This is a genomic window from Methylomarinum sp. Ch1-1, from assembly GCF_030717995.2.
GTDB classification, from domain to species: Bacteria; Pseudomonadota; Gammaproteobacteria; order Methylococcales; family Methylomonadaceae; genus Methylomarinum; species Methylomarinum roseum.
On sequence record NZ_CP157743.1, the window covers coordinates 3,354,899 to 3,376,158 of the forward strand.

The following is a 21,260-nucleotide window of genomic DNA, read 5'->3' on the forward strand; positions in this document are numbered from 1 at the left end:
TTGAGCGACTATCATAGATATTACTTAATAACTTGAGAACCATGCCATCATGATTATTCCGCGAGGCCAACTCACATCATTAAAGTCGGACATTGTTAATATCGGATTTGCGTCTATAGAAAACTCAATAAATGATGCCTTATTTGTAGCGCTCCGAGAGGAAGCTTTAGCTCAAAAATCACGAGCTCGCCGCGCAGTCGACAATGGTTCGGTTTCCTATAGGGGGCAACTGGCTGACCTTGGAGAAGTTGCGAGAGCTTTTTTGACTAGTCATCCATTTGCTGAATTTTTACGGTCAATCTTTGCTCAACGTTTCATTCTCTCCGAGGAATCAAGTTGTTACACTTACTATGGGACTGGCGATTTCTTAAGCCCGCATCGAGACGTTGCGGATGATTGCCTAGCGACAGTCTTAGTGTATTTAGAGGCCACCTCCCCAGATCCGAATAAGCTCGACACGGGGTTAGTGTTGAAAATATACGAAGACGGTGTTGGAAAACCGGCTAATCTCCGACATATGATCAAGACACGCAACGGTTTAGTCGTTGTGGGCCGCGGTTCAGCAGTATGGCATGGTCGGCCACCGCTGCTTGCTGGCGAACAAGTGGTTGTTTTGACCGCATGTTTTTCAGCATGCGCCTTGATCTAATAATAAAGATTTTACGTAATTATTCAGCGTAGTTTTACTAAGAGGGAGTAGGTTATTGATTTATCGGGCTGTCTGCAACAGGACGTTGCAGTCAGAGCTTACATGGATGTATTCACGCGTCCCGAGAAATCAATGACCTACTGCCTAAAACCCGAAAGATACTGAATAGTTACGATTTTACAAATTTCAAAACCTTAGTCTGATTACCTACCCATTTTCATTTATTTGATTCTGTCCTCTATTTCTGTTAAAAGCCAATCCCAATGATATGCCGAGCAAAATCCGGGAGAAGTCGCTATTATCCAATGGTCCACACGAACCTGCATCGCGTGTAAAGCGTCAAAAAATCGTTCCAATTTTTGGATCACTTGATATTTCAAGTCGTGATTGGGAAAATGAAAAGCTGTTCCGACATTACCGTTGAAATCATTGATAAAGTAGTCGAGGTCAATGTGCACGATGACCTGACCTTCAGGGGTGCTTGCCAGCACTTTATCGACGTTGTTCCCACCTCGATACGTTCCCGCGCTATTCTGCCAATCTGAATTTGCCAGACGAATTGCGGCAAATTGTTTATTGGGAATGAGCTCATAGCAGTAGTTCTCTTGAATCACGTTGTATAAGTCATAGGTACTGCTCGCACTATTATTTAGATGCCTTACATGAACTTTATGATCGGAGTAGTACAGCGGCGTGATAAAGCTTCCTATGCCGATACAGCCCGAATATATAGCAGACTCCCAATCATTACGAACTGAAGGATCAAATGATTTGCCCGTTGATGGATCCGTCAATCCTTCTCCGGTACGTTCAAGCAACGTCGACATCATATCGGTATGATCATCCAGATGGATGAGAACTAAGTCATCCGCACGATCATTTCTACCTAAATGGTCGGCCAAGAAGTAGCCTGACCAAGAATCCTCAAAACACAAATCAAATGATGCCCTTCTTGATCGATAGTCGAGAATATCCCCTAAGAGCATGCCTTTTTTATACTTGCCCAAGGCCTTAGAAAGATACGGATCAATCGTGTGATAATACATATCTGGACCCAGCATGCGGAAACCTAACTCGTTTTCGAGCAATTCGAACTCGACATTGCGAACGATGCTTCGAATTTTTCTCACGGTCTCTCCAGCACCATGACTTAATAAGAAGGATCTGTCGATAGGAATCGTATTAATGGCATCAGATGGACGATTGAGAAATCTCATGAGAGAGGCACCGATGTTGCAAAACAATGAAGCGTTTTCATACTTGTGATATTTAGACGGGGGCCGAAACCATCATACCTCTGGCTTAGATTCCTCAGGCGCCCTACGAGTAAATCAACAGAATTTGATATGTCTACATTTTCATTCTTCTCCAAGTCGTAATTAGATGAAGATTCTCAACCAAAACAGGATTAAAAGGCTTAGTTGCTTTCGTTTAAGTGACTCAATAGTGTATTCGCAAAGGTCTTGACATGAATAAGGCATTCCGGGGTTTGGGCCACGTTAAATCTCTCAAATCTTCTGAATTTAATCAGATTGTAACCGCCGGAACAGAGATTAAAATACTCGCATCCAGCTTCGCAAGCTCGGTGGCTTGCTTCGAAATCACTTGCTATTTTTTGAAGCTTGGTCGAATTAGCAATTTCATCAAGACTTGCATTCAATACATTGCCAACCACCAACCCTTTGCCGTCGCCATACAAATCCTTAAGGTCTTTGCACTCGTCTACCGTCAATCCGGCATAGAAAGTCGTGAGATCGCCATTTGCTTCGATACTCAATGTTTTAAACGGCTTACTCATGCTGCGAGCATCATATTTCTGACGTCCATTCGCTTCCCCGAATAGCATATTGTAGAAAATCGAAAAATTTCGGATTTGTGGAAATTTCTTGTTTTCGTGCTTTGAGATTTCATTCAATAGCGAACGCAAGAACAAGTCATACTTGTTTGCATACGACTCAATTTTTTTGCTGTCTTCACTATCTATAAAAATTTCGTCGTGAAGATTGAAATGAAATTCACGAATATACTTCGAGAATCGTGAGAAATACTCTAAAAATTCGACCGGATGCTCCAAGCTTTCTGGCGAAACCACCGCGATTACATCGAAGTCAATACCGTTTTCGCATAATAGCTGCATTCCCTGCTGAGTTAAGGTGTGTGAGGGTTTCCCCGACCAGTTTTTTCGGTACAAATCATGAAGAGACGCCGGGCCGTCACAACTAACCCCAATTGTCAAAAGCTCACCATACTCATTGATGAGATCACACCACTCTTGATTGATCAGTGTGCCATTAGTCTGAATATCGAAGCGTATATTAAAATCTGATAAACAGTAATAATCCCTTATTTTCAAGATGCGCTCAATCGCTTCTCGATAATAAGAGGGTTTTAATATAAGTGGTTCACCGGAATGCCAACTCACGCGCAATGTCTTGTCAACATAACGACTAGATAACAACTTTTCGAATATAGTTTCAATGGTGGATATAGCCATCGCCGATTTATTTCGGCGGCTTTCTTCTGATAGGTAACAATACGAACAATTTAAATTACAAAAGGATGTGCTCTGAAGAACCACCATTTCTACAGGGCCAACCGGGATATTGCCTTCACTGAGCCTATTCATTTTATTTCGTAGATTCTATTGATAACGTAGCCGGACGGCCATTTGAAACTGGAGACGATCCGAGTTCCAAATGGCGATTAGATACGAAAATACATTTCTATCGAATGATTATGACAAACGCTTGGGAACATCCCGGAAAATGAAAGCGTCAAGCGGGCTTGATTGAGCCCTCTCCCATTAGGGGCGCCTTGAAACTTTTATCGTAAAAACGCTTGACGTGCGCGTCAGCTATCGACGCATCATCGGTCCCCACGAAGCCGCACAAGTAGATTTTACTTCCTCGGCCCCTGAGACGGCTAACGGTCCATAGTGCTTGAGTTTCCCTTTTATATGTGCTGACTTAGCTTTAGAAACGGCAGTTGAGATATCGAAGCATTGAACGTTTTGAATAGTCATATTGGCTCCTTAATATTTGTACTGTAAGCATGATAAGAAGTGAATTAATTCACTTCTTACTAGATTTTTAGCATATAAAAGTTTAACTCGCAACGGCTTAATGACTGAATTCGCAATCCAGCCTACAATCAAGCTTATGCGGCTTTGAGCAAATGCTCATGACAAGTGATTACAGTAATTCAATGACTGTAGCCTCGAAAATTTTTGTCGTGTACAAAGGTCAGCCAATTAACACCAGCAATTCATCAGTTTGAGTATTTTTGCGGGGTTTAGGGCATGGGGTGTGTCTGTCGAGGAGCGCCGTTCACCCAGCACCTAAATAAACGACGATAATAAATCATAGCCAATAGTCTATGGTATTTAGGTGCTGGGTAAACCCATCCCTGGGGGCTTGACGGCAGCATCCTTGCTGCCGACATCCTCGCCAAACACACCCCATGCCCTTTTTGAACGCCAAAGTGATGATATGGACTCCTCTCCACCCTCTAACGGTGTCACAATACACCTACTAACAACTTAAACAGAACAAAGAGGAGTTCGAGATGAATCTTAACGTAGTGGGTTTAGATATTGCAAAACTAGTGTTTCATATGTTCATGATGCAAGACGGCAAAGCAAAGAAAAAGAAATTGAAACGGTCGGAACTGTTGGCCTTTGTGGCTCAGATGCCGGTGAGCGTGATCGCGATGGAAGCCTGCGGCGGCGCTCATCATTGGGCCCGGGCATTTCAGGCCCTGGGCCACGAAGTAGTGCTGTTGAATACTCGCTTCGTGAAGGCATTCGTGGTTGGCAATAAAAACGATTACAACGACGCCGAGGCGATTTACACGGCGGCCTGCCAGCCGAACAAACGCAGCGTGGCGATCAAAGGCATTGAGCAGCAAGACTTAGCCATGCTGCAAGGTGTCCGGCGAGGTAAGGTGGACGAACGCACGGCCTTGGTCAATCAAATGCGCGGTTATCTGGCTGAACGAGGCATCGTGCTGCCGCGTAGCGTGAATCAGTTCAGAAAACAACTGCCCAGTATTCTGGAGGACGGGGAAAATGACCTCAGCACGCTGAGCCGGAAGCTGTTTGCCGAGCAGTATCAAGCGCTGAAAGCCTTGGACGAAGCGATCCGGGCTCTGGACCGGGAAATTACGGCAGTATGCCAAAACAATGCCTTAGCCCGACGATTGCTTGACATACCGGGTATCGGTCCTTTGACCGCCATTTTGGCCACGGCTGACGTCGGCGATGGCAAGGGTTATGATTCGAGCCGAGATTACGCGGCCAGCTTGGGCGTGGTGCCAAGGCAGCACAGCAGCGGCGATAAGCAGGTATTACTGGGCATCAGTAAACGCGGCAACCGCCAATTGCGCACATCCTTGATTCACGGGGCAAGAGCGGTGCTGAAATACTGCGGTGACAAGAGCGACCCCTTGAGCCTGTGGCTCAAAGGCTTGATTGAACGGCGAGGCTTCAACAAAGCGGCCGTGGCTTTGGCCAACAAGAACGCCCGGATCATTTGGGCGCTGGCAACGCGTGGCGGCGATTACGTGCCACAAATGGCCTAAGCCGATGAAAACCGGGTTATCCACCCTTTGCCCACAAGCTCCGAGCACGATTGAAGGGCTCTACGCATGTGGACAAAGCGTGGATAACCCTAACAACACTGTAGTAAACGAGTTCAACCAAATTGCGGAGGCAAGACTCTCAAAGTGATGACATTCAACAGGTCAGACCGGCGCTTTTAAAATCCGTTATTCCCGAAGATTCCTTGAAATCGGCAAAGTGATAGAGATAAAAGCGCGCGGATAGCTTCATCAGGGCCCGAAGGTCGATAAATACCTTCATCAAGAGGCCGAATATATGGCGGCAATCTCGATCTCTGTTGGAAACATCATTTTTGAACAATCTTGGCTTGCAATTGGAGAGGAGTCCATATATGGGAATTGCTGCAATTAACACTCGACTTTGAGGCTATATTCCAATTTAGGTTACACTTAAGCGGTAATTTTGTTTGCAACCGGGAAACCGTAAATGTCGGATATTTATATTTTTGGGTCTGGATATAAAGCGCAATTAATATTAACTTGGTTAACGGATCATGGCGACCTTTCCAGAGATCACATTTCCGGCATTATTGATTATCCCGAATTCTTAAATGATGTAGACACTGAGATCCTCGGCGTTCCGGTCACGTCTTATAACGACATTAAAGGGCGACTTTGCAAAAATGATATCTTTATAATTGTCAGCCGATTATTTAACGAGGCGATTGCTGAGCTTTTTTCGCAAAATTTTTATAACGTTTTCGACGGCGAAGCTGTCATTCAGCGTGAAAACAAGATTCAAAAGTTTTTGAACATCGCGTCAGATCTTTATATCGGCCCCTCCCCCCCTAAAACGTGCGAATCTGAAAATCATAATTATCTCAGGTATATTGCAAAACCATTAGAGGCAAACAAAGTGCCAATGCACAAACTCTTTATTGTAAATAGCATCCCCAAATCTGGAACAGTCTGGATGATGGCGATGCTTGAAAGAGTGTTGGGAGTAAGAGCAAATCAGCAAATCACGTTATCACACCTTCGAGATATAGAAGTTGACTGGCCAAAACCAAACAATCACGGCGCGGTGGTGCTGGTCCGCGATATGCGAGACGTCGTGGTTTCGTGGTTTCACCACCTAAGCCGCGTTGATCTGCAGAACGGATTTTCTTCACCCCGCTACCCCAATGTAGAGGATTTTTACTTCGAGCACTTTATCGCCCAACTATTTGGCAGCTCCCGCTACTATTTTGGCGAACTTGAAAAATGGTTGGATTTTGTTGGCGCCAACAGTTTCCCCGTCATCAAATATGAAGACTTAGTCTCCGATACCTCGGCATCCCTTCGGAAAGTTATGAATTTTTGGAAAATCAGCGTTCCAGACCAGGCGCTTTTCGATATTGCGCAAGAACATTCATTCGGTAATATGCAGAAAAATTTCTTTGATCAAGAAGGATTCGTTGCCGACATGTTGAAAACCGGCCACCTGCGCAGTGGCCGTGTTGGTGCATGGGAGGAGGAAATGCCTACACGAGTGGCAGAAGATATCAATCGGAGATTTTTTGGTTACCAGCGCCGCTTGCAATACCTATAACCAGCATCTCGTCAAATCCTAAACAAGCAATATATCGGCCAATGCCTGGACTTGCGAGACTAGCGGCGCTATGTCCGCGTCTGGGTACGCCAGTTGCTAACGATGCCTTCGACATCGAGATCGTCCGGCCCTTCCCGCCAACTGGTGTAATAATCCACATCGTTGCTCTTCGGTTCGGGGTTGGGACGATAGATTTGCACGCGAGTCGGCAGCGGCGCGGCCTCGCCCAGCACCAAGGCTTCCCCTCGTCCGAGTGAAGTCAGAATATCGGTCAAATCCCCTTCCGCTTCCGGCACCAGCCCGCGGATATATTGCTGATCGTCGGGGTTGGTCGTTCTCAAACAGATGAAGGAGCTGCATTGCGACAACATGGTTTCGGACAGTTCGGTCGGGCGCTGGCTGACGACGCCGATGGAAACGCCGTATTTCCGCCCTTCCTTAGCGATCCGTTCCATCATTTTCTTGGTGCCTTCGAACTGCCCGCCTCTTTCTCTCGGAATGTAGGCATGGGCCTCCTCGCAGATCAGCGTGATCGGAAATTCACGCCGTTTCGGATTCCAATAGTTGAATTCATAGGCGAGCCGACCGACCTGGGCGGAAACCGCAGGCCTGACATCGGTCGGCACCGAACTCAAATCGACCACGGTGATGTTGGCTTTTTTCTCCCCCAGACCGATAAACTGTCTTAACAAATCGGCCATGCCTTCGGAGCTATTGCGCTTTTTCGGCTTGAGCAGGAAATCGTAACGCACGTCGTTAAAGCGGCTCTGCATCCGTACCAGGAATTCATCGAATTGGCCGAACAAGGCGCCCTGGGTTTTACCGAAATCTTTTCTCTCTTCATTGGCGTTTTTAAACTGCATATACATTTCCGCCAACGAGAAATAAATAGGCGTATCGATCGACACGACGCCAAGACCGATTTTTTTCGCTTCCTTACGTTTCAATTGCTGTAAGACCTCGCGCATGAAGGCCATTTGCATCGAGGCGCCGCTGTCATCCTTGTCGATGAACAAATCCACCAGTTCCGCATAGGTCATCATCCAATAAGGCATTTCCATGTCCAGCGCGTCGACATAATTGACCATCTCATCGGGAAACGCCGATTCAATCGAGCCGTCGTCATTTTTCCAACAATATTCACCGTGCAGATCCAACATGATCAAATGGGTTCTCGGCATAGCCTTGATGGTGTGCTGGATCAGGCTGGTGACGGTCCATGATTTTCCGGAGCCGGACTGACCGAGTATCGCGAAATGGCGACCGAATAATGCTCTGGGATCCAGACTCAGATGATAGTCCTTATGCGTGGACAGCTGACCGATAAAGAAATTGTAATCGCGAAACTTGGAAAAAATGGCGTTGATTTCATCCAGGCCGACGGCATAAACCCGTGCGCCGGGTGTCGGGTAATGGCGCACCCCTCTGACAAAGGAATTTCCCGCTTGAATTTCACCGACCGGAATCAACGAAATGAAGCGGTCCGATGCGCGTTGACCCTGCTGATCGAAACGATCGCGCTCCCACATCTTAAACACCAGCGCCAACACTCCAATATTGGATTGTCTTATCACCACGTAGGATCCTATATGGCCGACCAGAATCTCCTCCTCGCCAACTTTAATGACCGGTAATTCCGTCGCATGTTCCGGTGCTATCCGAGCATCCATGCCGTCACCCCTTACTTCGGTTAAATAGCCAATCAAAATACTGGATTCTTGTTCTGTCATTTTGTTACCCGTTTAGAAATACACCTAACAAGCTTAGTTCAGTTTTTAACGAGTAGGAAAATTTTATATAATTCAGATGTAACTATTCAGCTTGATACTGAGAAAATATTTCTTTTACTATCAATTGCTTGTGGAAGAAGTGTATGCGACAGGGATGTCGCATCCAAGCCTATAGGGACATATTGACCCAACACCTAAATTCCATAGGCTAATGGCTGCGATAAATCATCTTCGTTTATTTAGGTGCTGGGTGAACGGCGTCTTCTGGAGCAAGTAACTGATAGTAAATGCATTTTTATACTGAATAGTTACATTCAGATCTGATGATTGATTAGGCAAATCGAATCGGCAGTGAAGCTGAACCGCTAACCCGGAAGTTGATGCAGGGAAACAATGTCTCCTGGTAATTTGACCGGCGAAATGCCGAATAGTTAAGCAATGACGGACAAAATAATCGCATTATTGCAGCCATTACGCGGCTATACACTATCGTTCAGAAAAATCCTACGGGCCCTAGTGATCGCTACGCTGATCATCATGCCGGAAGAGATTTTCGACCTGCTATTTACGCTGCTGGAATACGCTTTTGAAGGCTTCGAGCTTTTACTGGAAGAAGCCATCCAGCATTTTTTTCATCTCAACAAAGCCGACACTCAGCGCTATGTCTTTTATATACTTATCGCGCTGGCCGCCGCTGTCGCGGTCGTCTTATGCCTCAAGGCGCCCGACTGGTGGCGGCGCCTGAAAACAACTTCGACGCAAGCTTACCAACAACAAAAAGAAGAGACTCGGCGTTATTGGGCGCACCTGAACCGAATGCAACGGATATTGCTGGTGAGCGTGTATCTTCCCCTGGGCCTATATATCACGTCCTTTTTCATCATCTAGTCTAATCACAATTCCGTGGGAGCGCCGCCCTCGGCGCGAGGCGAGGGTTCAATATCGGATAACTTTTTTGACGGATCCACGATGCTTGATCCGTCCTACGAACTGCGGGTGGGGTGTGCTGACGACAGGAAGCACACCGGTTTTTGATGCGCTTCACGCTGTTCAGCATATCCTAGAGTAGTTGACGTAGGAGCGCCGCCCTCGGCGCGGGAAAAAAGGGGATTGTCCACCTTTCTTTTCTCGTCTTGATCCGACCTTCGAATTGCGCCTTAGCGATCATTCCACCCATTCATACAGCTCGGTCAAGGTCGGGTCGCATTGACAACAGCTGGTGCCGCAGGATGAATTCAACGGCAATCGTCGAACCTTGCCCTTGCTGATCCACTTCTCCAGCATGCCTCGCAAGGCATTGGCGTCGATATTGAAATGAATTACCAAGTCGCTTAACGAAACTCTATGATGTTGTTTAAGATAACTTTTCAATTCAGACAAAATCATTTTTAATCTCTTCGATTGGATGGTTTCTGCCGTATAACCATAAGCCCGCCATCACCGCAAGGAAAAAGCCGCCTAACAGCATCAACCACAACAGCGAGGTTTGCGGGTGCTGCACAAAGGTCATCAATTGATAGAACAAGGTGGCGGTCATATAAGCCAAACCGGTGGTCCAAAGCACGACAAACACGGCCCAGCCGCCGCCGGTTTCCCGATAGATCGCGGCGGTTGCGGCAACACAGGGTGCATACAGTAAAATGAACAACAGATAGGCAAATGCGCCGATTTGACCGTCAAAGCTTGCCTGCATCGCGGCGAATGTCGCGGTATTGACCGCCTGTTCGCTAGCAGCTGCTTCGATATCGGCGACTTCGCCGATATCCAGCCCTAACGGATCGAGCAGGTTATCGGCAACCGCAATTAGATTCTCCGGTATCGTTTGAAAAGCCCCCCCTAATGCCTCACCAAGGTCGAACGCTTGCCCCCCTTCGGCTGTATCATCCGCGCCCATCTGACCGTACAAGGCGTCCAGCGTGCCGACCACCGCCTCCTTGGCCAAGACACCGGTAAAGATACCGACGGTAGCCGGCCAGTTATCTGGACTGATGCCCATCGGCTCAAAGGCAGGCGTCAGACCTCGGCCAATTTCACTCAACACCGAGCTTTCACTGTTTTCCTGGCCGAAACTGCCATCGGTGCCCAATGCATTGAGGAAGTTCAACACCAGCACCATCGGCACGATAACCTTGCCGGCATTAAATATAAAGGTCTTTAGCCTGTCCCAGGTTTTCAAGAATACGCCGCGCAGGGTCGGTAGATGATAAGCCGGCAGTTCCATGATGAACGGCGTGACCTCACCTTTGAACAAGGTATGACGCATGATCAGCCCGGTCACGACGGCGGCGACGATACCGAACAAATACAGACCGAATACCAGATTCTGACCTCCTACCGGAAAAAATGCCGCCGCAAACAACGCATAGACCGGAAGCCGGGCGCCACAGGACATGAACGGATTCATCAGGTTGGTTAAAATCCGGTCGCGACGGTTATCAAGAGTCCGTGTCGCCATGATCGCGGGCACATTGCAGCCGAAACCGACGATCATCGGCACGAACGATTTACCGGGCAGACCGATCATACACATGAAACGATCCATGACGAAGGCGGCGCGGGACATGTAGCCTGAATCCTCCAGTGCCGACAAGAATATAAACAAGAATCCTACAATCGGAATAAAGGTTGCCACCACCTGTACGCCGCCTCCGGCGCCGTCGGCAATCAAGACAACCAGCCATTCCGGTAGCTGCATCTGTTGTAGCAACAGGCTCAGACCATCGACTAAGAAAGCGCCGGTCGCCTGATCAAAGAAATCGATGAAGGCGCTGCCGATGTTGATGGTAAACATGAACATCGCATACATCACCAATAGAAAAATCGGGATACCCAGGAAACGATTCAACACGACTCGATCGATTTGATCGCTGGCGTGCCTGGAGACTTCGTGCAATTTACACACCGAAGCCTGGGTCAATGTATTGACGAAACTGTAACGCGCATCGGCGGTCAGGATATCGATTTCCTCATCGGCCTTGGCTTCGACGATCGCCTGTAATCGTTCGGATTCGCCGATCAACTCCGGACCGGCAATTTTTTTCGCCAGCGTATCATTCTCCAACAAACGCAGACTGAGCCAGCGTAGATCGCAGGCATTAGCCGCGGCCTTAATGGCCATCTGAGGCAACAGTTCATCGATGGCGTTTTCGATTTCTGCATGATAGGAAATCGCGACCTCGGGAATCGGCGGCTCGCTAAAGGCCTGGTTCACGACTTTTTTCAGCTGCTTCAGCCCCTGACCGGTCGAAGCGCTAATAGGAATGACGGGGCAACCCAGCAAGTTCGCCAACGCAGCCGTGTCGATCTTAACGCCACGTCTGGTTACCGCATCCATCATGTTCAAGGCGACGACCATCGGCACACGCATTTCGAGCAGTTGTGACGTTAAATAAAGATTACGCTCTATATTGGTGGCATCGATGATATTAATAATCAGGCCGGCTTCATGGCTGGCGACATAGTCTCTAGCCACTTTTTCATCCAGAGAAACCGAGTCGTCGGCCGACTCCAGCGAATAAGTGCCGGGCAGATCGACCAATTCAATCTTAATGTCCTCGAATGTATATTCGCCGGTCTTTTTTTCCACCGTCACGCCGGGCCAATTACCGACATGTTGTTTGGCGCCGGTTAATGCGTTGAATAATGTGGTTTTTCCGCAATTGGGATTGCCTACCACACCAACCGTAAACTGCTTACTAGTCATAATTTCTCAATAATCAGCACTGATGCTTCGTTTTTTCTTAAAGATAATGAGAATCCACGAATTTTTATTTCGACCGGGTCACCCAATGGGGCAAATCGAGTCACGGTGAACGCCGTACCCGGTGTCAATCCCATCGCCAATAGGCGTTTTCTATACGCCTTGCCCGAATTATCAAAGCCGAGAATCCGTCCTGAGTCACCGACCGATAAGCTATTTAAAGTTTGCGACATTAGCAATGTTAGTCTCCTGGGTTAGGATAAGTTTTCAAACCGGACAAAAAGGTTAGCGGATTAAACGTATGCTATGAAAATAATGTTTATTAATAATCATTCTCATTAGTAATCAATATAGCACATTGTCACTTGATAATACAGGGGATTTGAGGCGTAGCCGCCAAGCTTTTGCAATATGTAGTCGCTTAGCAATGAGAGTTGACAACTGACAGAAAGTCAAAGTGCCTATTTGAGGTTATTTTTATCTATTTTTTTGCTCAACTGCACATATTGCGCCTTAAGCTTCACAATATGCAACAATGCGGCTAGAAAGCCGATGGCGATGCCGGCAAACAACTCAATGGTCAAGGCAACCGTTAAAGGAAGGGAAATTGTAATGAAATAAAGATCAATCTCTACCGATTGAAAATTTAAAATAGAAAAAATCAACGCAATAATAAAGACCGCAAAAAAAACAATAAGGGCTAAAAGTCTCATTAAAGGTTTGTTTTACATTATTAATGTTGCGTTGATTAGACTGCCGTTTAATCGACAATTTTGCATTTTTCACGGGTGGCGTCGACGCGATCGCGCAGCTCCTTACCCGGTTTAAAATGCGGCACATGTTTTTCGGTTAAAGAAACAGACTCACCGGTTTTAGGGTTTCTACCCATTCTAGGCGGGCGATGATGTAAAGAAAAGCTACCAAATCCGCGAATTTCAATTCTTTCGCCGCTCGCCAATGTCTCGCTCATCTGTTCGATAATGCATTTTACCGCCAACTCGACATCTTTAAGAGCAAGATGTGGTTGCTGCCTTGCAAGCGTCTCGATTAATTCTGATTTTGTCACACTTAATCCTGAATAAATAAAGAGGAGGACGAATTATATCATCCTCCCCTATAAGCTTATTTATCGATTTGTTTAAAGATATCACCTAAAGTTGGTGTGCCGGCAGCTTGCTGACCGTAATCTTTAATGGCAGAGGATTCTTCATCAAGGTCTTTCGCCTTAACGGAAAGCGAAATACTTTTAGCCTTTTTGTCCACACCGATAAATTTGGCTTCGATCTTATCGCCTTCATTCAACAATGTCCGCGCGTCTTCGACACGGTCACGCTGAATTTCGGAAGCACGCAGGTAACCTTCGACATTCTCCGCCAAGGTCACGACGGCGCCTTTAGCGTCGACTTCTTTGATCGTACCAGTGACCAAGCTGCCTTTTTCGTGCAAGGCGATGTAGTTTTGGAACGGATCCTGTTCCAGTTGCTTGATGCCCAGAGAGATGCGCTCACGTTCGGAATCCACCGCCAGAATAACGGTTTCAACTTCGTCGCCTTTCTTGTAATTGCGAATCGCTTCTTCGTCGTTTTCGTTCCAAGAAATGTCAGACATGTGAACCAAACCGTCGATGCCGCCATCGAGGCCGATGAAGATACCGAAGTCGGTGATCGACTTGATCTTACCGCTGATTTTGTCGCCTTTGTTGTGGGTTGCCGCAAACTCATCCCATGGATTCGGACGACATTGCTTCATGCCCAGAGAAATACGACGACGTTCTTCGTCGATTTCCAACACCATCACTTCGACTTCGTCGCCTAATTGTACGACTTTGGCCGGATTGACGTTTTTGTTGGTCCAGTCCATTTCTGACACGTGAACCAGGCCTTCGACGCCTTCTTCGATCTCAACAAAACAACCATAGTCGGTCAGGTTGTTGACCTTGCCGAACACACGAGTGCCGGCAGGATAACGACGGGCGATGTTTTGCCATGGATCTTCCTCCATCTGCTTCATGCCCAGCGATACGCGGGTTTTCTCTTTGTCGAACTTAAGAACTTTAACCTGAACTTCCTGACCGATTTCCACACATTCGGAAGGATGACGTACGCGGCGCCATGCCATATCGGTGATGTGCAGCAGGCCATCGATGCCGCCCAGGTCGATAAACGCGCCATAATCGGTCAGGTTTTTGACCACACCGGTGACGATCGCGCCATCTTCCAGCGTCTTCATCAGCTCTTCTCTTTCCGCGCTGTATTCTTTTTCGACGACGGCGCGGCGAGACAGAACGACGTTGTTACGTTTCTGATCGATCTTGATGACTTTGAATTCCAGATCGCGGCCTTCCAGGAAGGTCGTGTCTCTGATTGGACGAACGTCCACTAATGAACCGGGCAGGAATGCACGTAATGCACCAACGGAAACGGTGAAACCGCCGCGCACTTTTCCAGTAATGCGGCCGACGATGGTTTCATCATTTTCGAAGGCTTGTTCCAGCTCGCCCCAGGCTTTGTTTTTCTTAGCTTTATCGCGGGAAAGAAGTGTGGACCCCAGTCCATCTTCGAATAAATCGAGAGCTACCTCAATTTCATCGCCAACTTCAACCTCCAGGTCGCCATCCGCATTTAAAAACTGCCATTTCGGAATCACACCTTCAGATTTGGCTTGAGTACTGACGATAACGAACTCATTTTCGATATCAACAACAGTACCCGTTAACATTGCGCCAGGACGCATCTCTGTCTTGGCTAAACTCTCTTCAAATAAATCAGCAAAGCTTTCGCTCATATTTTCTTTCCCAAACTTGTTGTAACTCAAACAAGCTCTTACATTTCATTAAAGTTAAAAAAAATTGCTTACTAAACCAATATAATAAGCAACGCCTACAAAGCCCTAACGGACTAAATTAATCACCTTGTCTATCACCTGCTCGATCGTCATATCAGAGGAGTCGATATAAAGCGCGTCTTCGGCCATTGCTAGCGGCGCCGTGTCGCGCTCACGATCACGGCGATCACGCTCTTCGATATCCCTGGTGATTTGGTCAAGGTTAGCACCAATTCCTTTTTCAATCAACTGTTTATATCGCCTTTTCGCCCTTTCCGTGGCGCTGGCCGATAAATAGATCTTATATTTGGCATCGGGAAACACCACCGTGCCCATGTCCCGCCCGTCCGCGACCAACCCGGGAAGTCGTTGAAAATCCTTTTGTTTCTGCAACAATACCGCCCTAACCTCAGGATAGGCGGCAATCATGGAAGCGGTATTTCCGGTCGTTTCCGCACCTAGCCGAGAGGTAATATCGTCGCCATTCAATATCACGGTCAGTTCGTCGCCGCACTCAAAGTCTAACCGCATTCCTTGCGCGACCTCGACAATGGTCTCTATGTTATGCAAATCGACGCCGGCATTCAATACCGCAATCGCCAGCGAGCGATAAATCGAACCGCTGTCCAGATAATGCCAGCCTAGCTTCTTGGCGACAGCCCGGCTGACCGTTCCTTTTCCGGCCCCGCTGGGGCCATCGATGGTTAAAACGGGAATATTCATGATGTACTGTTTAAGTTCAGGCCTAACGTGGTCGCCAACTCCCGGAACTCAGGAAAGGAGGTATTGACATTTTCGCAATCTCGAATGACGATCGTATCGCTGGCGCGCAAACCGGCAATCGAAAATGCCATCGCGATGCGGTGATCACCATGAGAATCGACTTCCCCTCCCCCGATCAGACTGCCGTTGATAATCATGCCGTCCTCGGTCGGCTGAGCATCGACGCCGAGAATCTGTAAGCCGTCCGCCATCACTTGAATGCGGTCGGATTCCTTAACTCGCAATTCTTTTGCGCCGGTCAAACGGGTTTGCCCTTCTGCGCATGCGGCCGCGACAAAAAGCACCGGAAACTCGTCGATTGCCAATGGCACCAGCTCTTCAGGAATGTCGATGCCTTGCAACTGACTGGAACGCACGCGGATATCAGCGACCGGTTCACCGCCAACCGAACGCTCGTTCATGACTTCGATGTTCGCACCCATCAGACGCAAGATATCGATCACGCCGGTACGGGTCGGATTGATGCCGACGTGCTTCAAGGTTACATCGGAATCCGGTGCGATACTGGCGCCGACCAAAAAGAAGGCGGCCGAGGAAATATCGCTGGGCACGTCGATGTCACAAGCTTTCAACGAGCCCTTGGAATCGATCATCGCCTTACCGCCTTCGCGTTTGACCGGATAAGAGAAGCCATTCAACATTCTTTCGGTGTGATCCCGGGTCGGCGCCGGTTCGGTGACGCTGGTTTGGCCTTCTGCGTACATGCCGGCCAGCAACAAACAGGATTTGACCTGGGCGCTGGCCATAGGCAGATCGTAATGAATCCCCTTCAGCGCCACTCCCCCTTTAATCCTCAATGGCGCCGTGCCGTCGACCTCGGTTTCGATCTTTGCCCCCATCAGCGCCAGCGGCTCGGTCACGCGACGCATCGGCCGCGATTCCAGCGATTTATCGCCGGTCAACACGCTGTCGAATTGCTGCCCCGACAACAAACCGCACAACAGACGCATCGACGTTCCGGAATTGCCCAGATATAAGGGCTCTTTTGGCTGTTTCAAGCCGTGTTTACCGACCCCATGGATCGTCACCTCGCCATTGGCGGGCCCCTCAATTTCGACCCCCATCGCACGGAACGCCTGTAAAGTCGCCAATGCATCCTCGGCATTCAGAAAGCCGGTCACATGAGTGACGCCTTCCGCCAACGAACCCAACATAATCGAGCGATGCGACATCGACTTGTCACCCGGGACCCTGATTTCTCCGCGCAAATTGCCGCCGGGATTAACTGTATAAGTAATAGATTGTGCCATGTTATTTTTCTAATTGATCAAGAAAACGTTGCCGTGCCTCTCTGGCATACGTAAAGGTTTCAAAAAGCCGCTGGTTTTCGCCCTGCTCCAGCATCTGTTGTATTCGGTGCAATTCAGACTGTAGCTGCTGAATCAGCGGTATGATTTCCTGTTTATTGGCCATGCAGATATCCAACCACATCGTCGGATCGCTGGAAGCAATACGACTGAAATCCTTGAAACCGCCGGCGGCGTATTTGAAGATTTCGACCTGCTCATCTTTGCGTCCAAGCAAATCAACCAACGCGAAGGCCAAAATATGTGGCAAATGGCTGGTCGCCGCCAACACCGTATCGTGATGATCAACCTCCATTAACGACACGGTCGAGCCCAAGCCTTCCCAGAACCGGGTCACCTTGTCCAACGCCTGGACATTGGAATCTTCGACCGGAGTGATGATCAATCGCTTATTGTCAAACAAATCCGCTCTGCCGGCATCGACGCCGCTGCATTCGGCGCCGGCGATCGGATGAGCCGGGATGAAATTTGTCGGAACCCGGCCGAACACAGTCGTGGCGGCCTTAACGACGCTACCCTTGGTGCTGCACACATCGGTATAAACGGCGTCTTTGTTCCAATAGGGTCGCAGGAGTTTGAACACCGGCTCCACCGCACCGACCGGCGTAGCGATAACGATGCAATCAGCCGATTCGACGGCGGGCGCGATGTCGATGAAATAATCATCGATCACGTTCAGCCGTTTGGCCAACTGCAGATTAGCCAGATCCTGTTCCCGGCCATAGGCATCGATTTTTTTACACAGGCCTTGCTTGCGTGCAGCTCTGGCGACAGAACTGCCGATCAGTCCGATACCGATGATGCACAGGCGCTCAAACATCATTTAATATTTCGCTCAAGGCCTTGATAAACAGCTGATTTTCTTTTTCCGTGCCGATGCTAACGCGCAAATGCTTCGGCATTTCATAATTCGCCACCGGCCGGACGATCACGCCTTTGCGCAATAAGGCCTGGTAGATCGGCTCGCCTTCCCGCCTTAAATCAACCGAGACGAAATTACCGGCCGAAGGGATCCATGCCAAGCCCAGAGTCCTAAAAGCTTCGGTCAACTGCTGCATGCCGGCGTTATTGGCGGCGATCGCCCGCCCCAGGTATTCGGAATCGGCCAGCGCGGTCTCCGCGGCGACCAGGGCCAGCATATTGTTATTGAACGGCTGTCTGACCCGATTTAACAAATCGGCCATTTCCGCCGACGACACGCTGTAACCGACACGCAAGCCGGCCAAACCATAGGCCTTCGAAAAAGTACGGGTGATGATTAAGTTAGGGTATTTCGCCAACCAAGTCAGCGCATCCGCTCTAGACTGCGGATCGACATATTCATAATAGGCTTCATCGAGCACGCAGATCACCGAGGCGGGCAAAGCCTTGATGAAGGCTTCCAGCGCCTCTTTAGACAGCAAGGTGCCGGTCGGATTATTCGGATTGGCGATGAAAACCAGACGGGTGCGATCATTGACCTGCGCCAACATCGCCGTCAGATCATGACCGTAGTCTTTCGCGGCGACGACCCTGGCCTTCGCTCCGACCGCCTGAGTGACCAAAGGATAGACGGCAAACGCATGCTGGGAAAACACCACTTCCAGCTCCGGCGTCAGGAAAGTTCTGGCGATCAGCTCCAGAATTTCATTGGAGCCGTTACCGAGGGTCAACTGCTCGGTCGACACCGCCAACTTTTCCGCCAGCGCGGTTTTCAATTTAAAGCCGTTACCGTCAGGATAACGGGGCAATTCCGGCAATGCCGCCTGTATCGCCGCCGCAACCCTGGGATTAGCGCCCAGCGGATTTTCGTTGGAAGCCAGCTTGACGATATCGCTAAGCCCTAGTTCGCGTTCCAGCTCTTCGATCGGCTTACCGGGAACATAAGGCACGAGTTTTTGTACGCCGGGAACGGCTAATTGGGTAATGGAATGATTCATTGAATTCGAATAAAAGAAGACTTAAATGACGGCCTTGGGATAGGAACCCAGCACTTTCAGCATGTGAACATTATGTTTCAGCGCATTGAGCGCTTTCGCGACATTGTCATCGTCACAATGCCCATTCAGATCGATAAAAAACACATAGTCCCACAAGCCCTGGCGCGAAGGACGCGACTCGATATGGGTCATGCTGATGCCATGATCGGCTAACGGACCGAGAATCTTATGCAGCGCGCCCGGCTGGTTACCGGTGGACACCAGGATCGAGGTTTTATCATGGCCGGTCGATGCAGGTTGCTGATAGCCGATGATGATGAAGCGGGTGGTATTATTGGAATCATCCTCGATATTTTTCTCGATGATCTTCAAATCATACAATTCCGCCGCCACCGCTCCGGCGATGGCCGCCTTATCGTTGCTCTGCGCGGCCAGACGGGCCGCTTCGGCATTACTGCTGACCGCTGTGCATTCGACGCCGGGCAAATAGCTGCTCAACCACTGGCGACACTGGGCCAACGATTGTTGATGCGAAAACACCTCGGTGATACCGCTCAAGTCGTTCATCTTACCCATCAGATTCTGATGCACGCGGATTTCGACTTCACCGCAGATTTGCAGCGGCGATGTCATGAAGCGGTCCAACGTATGGGCGACGACGCCTTCGGTTGAATTTTCCACCGGCACCACGCCGAACTGGCAATGACCGTTTTCCACGGTATTAAAAATATCGTTGATGGTCGGCACCGGTATATCATTAACGGCATGACCGAAGTGTTTGAAAGTCGCCTGCTGGGTAAAGGTTCCTTTAGGACCGAGAAACGCCACTTCCAGCGGTTTTTCCAAGGCCAGACAGGCCGACATCAATTCACGAAAAAACCGCACCGCGGTCTCATCGGCCAAGGGCCCTGGATTCAACTCCTTGATGCGCCGCAACACCAGCGTCTCCCGGTCCGGACGATAAAAGGTGTTGGTTTCCCCTTCGGCGATCTTGGTTCTGGCAACCTCCATCGCACATTCGGCGCGCTGGTTGATCAATTCAAGAATCTGCCGATCGATCGCATCGATTTTTTCCCGCAATTCTGAGAGTGGAATAATAGCCGTCATAATCTCGGTGTATTAATGGGTTCTTTCAAATTCAGCCATAAATTCAATCAGGGCATCGACGCCTGACTCCGGCATCGCATTGTAAATGCTGGCGCGCATGCCGCCCACCGAGCGATGCCCTTTCAGAGCCCCTAACCCGTTTTTCTCGGCCAAGGCTAAAAATTCCTTATCCAAGGCGCTGTCCGCCAATACGAACGGCACGTTCATGCGTGAACGGCAGCTCTTATCGACTGGATTACGGTATAACGCGGATTGATCGACAGCCCGGTAAAGTTTTTCGGCCTTGTCGATGTTCCGTTGTTCGATGGCGGCGATACCGCCCTGCTGTTTCAACCATTGCAACACCAAGCCCAGCAAATACCAGTTATAAGTCGCCGGCGTATTCAGCATCGAGTCGTTATTGATCTGCTGCTGATAATCGAACACCGGCGGCACCGAGGAGTCGGCATGACCGATCAAGTCATCGCGAACGATCACGACGGTGACACCCGCCGGGCCCATATTTTTCTGGGCGCCGGCATAAATCAGCCCGAAGCGACTGACATCGAATTGACGCGACAGAATATTCGATGACATATCCGCCACCAGCGGCATATCGCCGACTTCCGGAGTCTCTGGAAACTCGACGCCATGGATCGTTTCATTGGATGTATAGTGAAAATAGGCCGCGTCCGGATCGATGTCCCAGCGCTCACGCTCGGGAATCGTGGTAAAACGGCTATCTTCAGAGCTGGCCGAGACTTGCACCTGACAATATCGACTTGCATCCTTGATCGCCTTGCCGGACCAAGCGCCGGTATTGACATAACAAGCCTTATTCTTGCCGTTTAACAGGTTCAACGGGATGAAGGAAAATTGAGCGGTCGCTCCACCCTGCAGCAGCGCGATCTTATAATGATCGGGAATCGCCAATAACTCACGTAAATCCTGATACAAGGTTTCGGCGATGGTCATGAAATGCTTGCCGCGATGACTCATCTCCATCACCGACATGCCGGTGCCGCGCCAGTCCAGCATTTCCTGCTGGGCTTGCAATAATACCGCTTCAGGCAATGCCGAAGGTCCGGCGCTAAAATTATAAATCCGAGACATCG

The 21,260-nt window shown here is 49.0% G+C and carries 19 protein-coding genes; 4 read left to right on the top strand and 15 right to left on the bottom strand.

Going from position 1 to position 21,260, the window contains the following annotated elements; all coding sequences use genetic code 11:
- The first annotated feature begins 49 nt into the window (after positions 1-49).
- Positions 50-649: a hypothetical protein gene (locus tag Q9L42_RS15370; protein ID WP_349431361.1), complete on the top strand. Its 600-nt coding sequence runs from the start codon at positions 50-52 to the stop codon at positions 647-649.
- A 221-nt stretch (positions 650-870) separates the two neighbouring features.
- Here Q9L42_RS15370 and Q9L42_RS15375 read toward each other — a convergent pair whose 3' ends face one another.
- Both Q9L42_RS15375 and Q9L42_RS15380 read right to left on the bottom strand, forming a co-directional pair.
- Positions 871-1,866 (bottom strand): hypothetical protein, encoded by a 996-nt coding sequence (locus tag Q9L42_RS15375; protein ID WP_305907527.1) that lies wholly within the window; start codon positions 1,864-1,866, stop codon positions 871-873.
- A gap of 200 nt (positions 1,867-2,066) precedes the next feature.
- Positions 2,067-3,275 carry a radical SAM protein gene (locus Q9L42_RS15380; protein WP_305907526.1) on the bottom strand — a complete coding sequence of 403 codons (1,209 nt, stop codon included), beginning with the start codon at positions 3,273-3,275 and terminating at the stop codon, positions 2,067-2,069.
- Between the two features lie 938 nt (positions 3,276-4,213).
- On the opposite strand from Q9L42_RS15380, the gene Q9L42_RS15385 reads away from it, so the two are divergent.
- Together Q9L42_RS15385 and Q9L42_RS15390 are read left to right on the top strand one after the other, a co-directional pair.
- Positions 4,214-5,227, top strand: a complete 1,014-nt coding sequence (locus Q9L42_RS15385; protein WP_305907107.1) for an IS110 family transposase — start codon at positions 4,214-4,216, stop codon at positions 5,225-5,227.
- A 466-nt stretch (positions 5,228-5,693) separates the two neighbouring features.
- Positions 5,694-6,797, top strand: coding sequence for a sulfotransferase domain-containing protein (locus Q9L42_RS15390; protein ID WP_349431362.1), 1,104 nt, complete (start codon positions 5,694-5,696; stop codon positions 6,795-6,797).
- Between the two features lie 68 nt (positions 6,798-6,865).
- Here the strand turns inward: Q9L42_RS15390 and Q9L42_RS15395 are convergent, their stop codons facing one another.
- Positions 6,866-8,527, bottom strand: coding sequence for an ATP-binding protein (locus Q9L42_RS15395; protein ID WP_349431363.1), 1,662 nt, complete (start codon positions 8,525-8,527; stop codon positions 6,866-6,868).
- Positions 8,528-8,965: 438 nt separating this feature from the next.
- Between Q9L42_RS15395 and Q9L42_RS15400 the strand changes: the two genes are divergently transcribed.
- Positions 8,966-9,415 carry a hypothetical protein gene (locus tag Q9L42_RS15400; RefSeq protein ID WP_305907523.1) on the top strand — a complete coding sequence of 150 codons (450 nt, stop codon included), beginning with the start codon at positions 8,966-8,968 and terminating at the stop codon, positions 9,413-9,415.
- 276 nt (positions 9,416-9,691) lie between these two features.
- Here the strand turns inward: Q9L42_RS15400 and Q9L42_RS15405 are convergent, their stop codons facing one another.
- The 12 genes from Q9L42_RS15405 to serC form a co-directional block, all read right to left on the bottom strand.
- On the bottom strand, positions 9,692-9,913 hold the full coding sequence (locus tag Q9L42_RS15405) for a FeoC-like transcriptional regulator (protein ID WP_305907522.1): 222 nt from the start codon (positions 9,911-9,913) through the stop codon (positions 9,692-9,694).
- Positions 9,900-12,230, bottom strand: coding sequence for a Fe(2+) transporter permease subunit FeoB (gene feoB, locus Q9L42_RS15410; RefSeq protein WP_349431364.1), 2,331 nt, complete (start codon positions 12,228-12,230; stop codon positions 9,900-9,902). Before feoB ends, Q9L42_RS15405 begins: the two co-directional genes overlap by 14 nt.
- Positions 12,227-12,460 (bottom strand): FeoA family protein, encoded by a 234-nt coding sequence (locus Q9L42_RS15415; protein ID WP_305907521.1) that lies wholly within the window; start codon positions 12,458-12,460, stop codon positions 12,227-12,229. The genes feoB and Q9L42_RS15415 overlap by 4 nt, the downstream gene beginning before the upstream one ends.
- A 228-nt stretch (positions 12,461-12,688) precedes the next feature.
- Entirely contained in the window at positions 12,689-12,940 is a 252-nt protein-coding gene (locus Q9L42_RS15420; RefSeq protein ID WP_305907520.1) for a LapA family protein, read from the bottom strand.
- A gap of 47 nt (positions 12,941-12,987) precedes the next feature.
- The gene (locus tag Q9L42_RS15425) at positions 12,988-13,293 is read right to left on the bottom strand and encodes an integration host factor subunit beta (protein ID WP_305907519.1); all 306 of its coding nucleotides are present in this window, start codon (positions 13,291-13,293) and stop codon (positions 12,988-12,990) included.
- Between the two features lie 56 nt (positions 13,294-13,349).
- Complete coding sequence (gene rpsA, locus Q9L42_RS15430) at positions 13,350-15,011, bottom strand: 30S ribosomal protein S1 (protein ID WP_305907518.1); 1,662 nt, start codon at positions 15,009-15,011, stop codon at positions 13,350-13,352.
- 105 nt (positions 15,012-15,116) lie between these two features.
- Positions 15,117-15,773, bottom strand: coding sequence for a (d)CMP kinase (cmk, locus tag Q9L42_RS15435; protein ID WP_305907517.1), 657 nt, complete (start codon positions 15,771-15,773; stop codon positions 15,117-15,119).
- A complete protein-coding gene (gene aroA / locus Q9L42_RS15440; protein WP_305907516.1) occupies positions 15,770-17,083 on the bottom strand; it encodes a 3-phosphoshikimate 1-carboxyvinyltransferase in 1,314 nt (437 codons plus the stop codon). The genes cmk and aroA overlap by 4 nt, the downstream gene beginning before the upstream one ends.
- 1 nt (position 17,084) lies before the next feature.
- The gene (locus tag Q9L42_RS15445) at positions 17,085-17,960 is read right to left on the bottom strand and encodes a prephenate dehydrogenase (RefSeq protein WP_305910178.1); all 876 of its coding nucleotides are present in this window, start codon (positions 17,958-17,960) and stop codon (positions 17,085-17,087) included.
- Positions 17,953-19,059, bottom strand: coding sequence for a histidinol-phosphate transaminase (gene hisC, locus Q9L42_RS15450; RefSeq protein ID WP_305907515.1), 1,107 nt, complete (start codon positions 19,057-19,059; stop codon positions 17,953-17,955). The genes Q9L42_RS15445 and hisC overlap by 8 nt, the downstream gene beginning before the upstream one ends.
- Positions 19,060-19,080: 21 nt before the next feature.
- A complete protein-coding gene (gene pheA, locus Q9L42_RS15455) occupies positions 19,081-20,166 on the bottom strand; it encodes a prephenate dehydratase (protein ID WP_305907514.1) in 1,086 nt (361 codons plus the stop codon).
- 12 nt (positions 20,167-20,178) lie between these two features.
- Positions 20,179-21,258 (bottom strand): 3-phosphoserine/phosphohydroxythreonine transaminase, encoded by a 1,080-nt coding sequence (serC, locus tag Q9L42_RS15460; protein ID WP_305907513.1) that lies wholly within the window; start codon positions 21,256-21,258, stop codon positions 20,179-20,181.
- Positions 21,259-21,260: the final 2 nt, after the last annotated feature.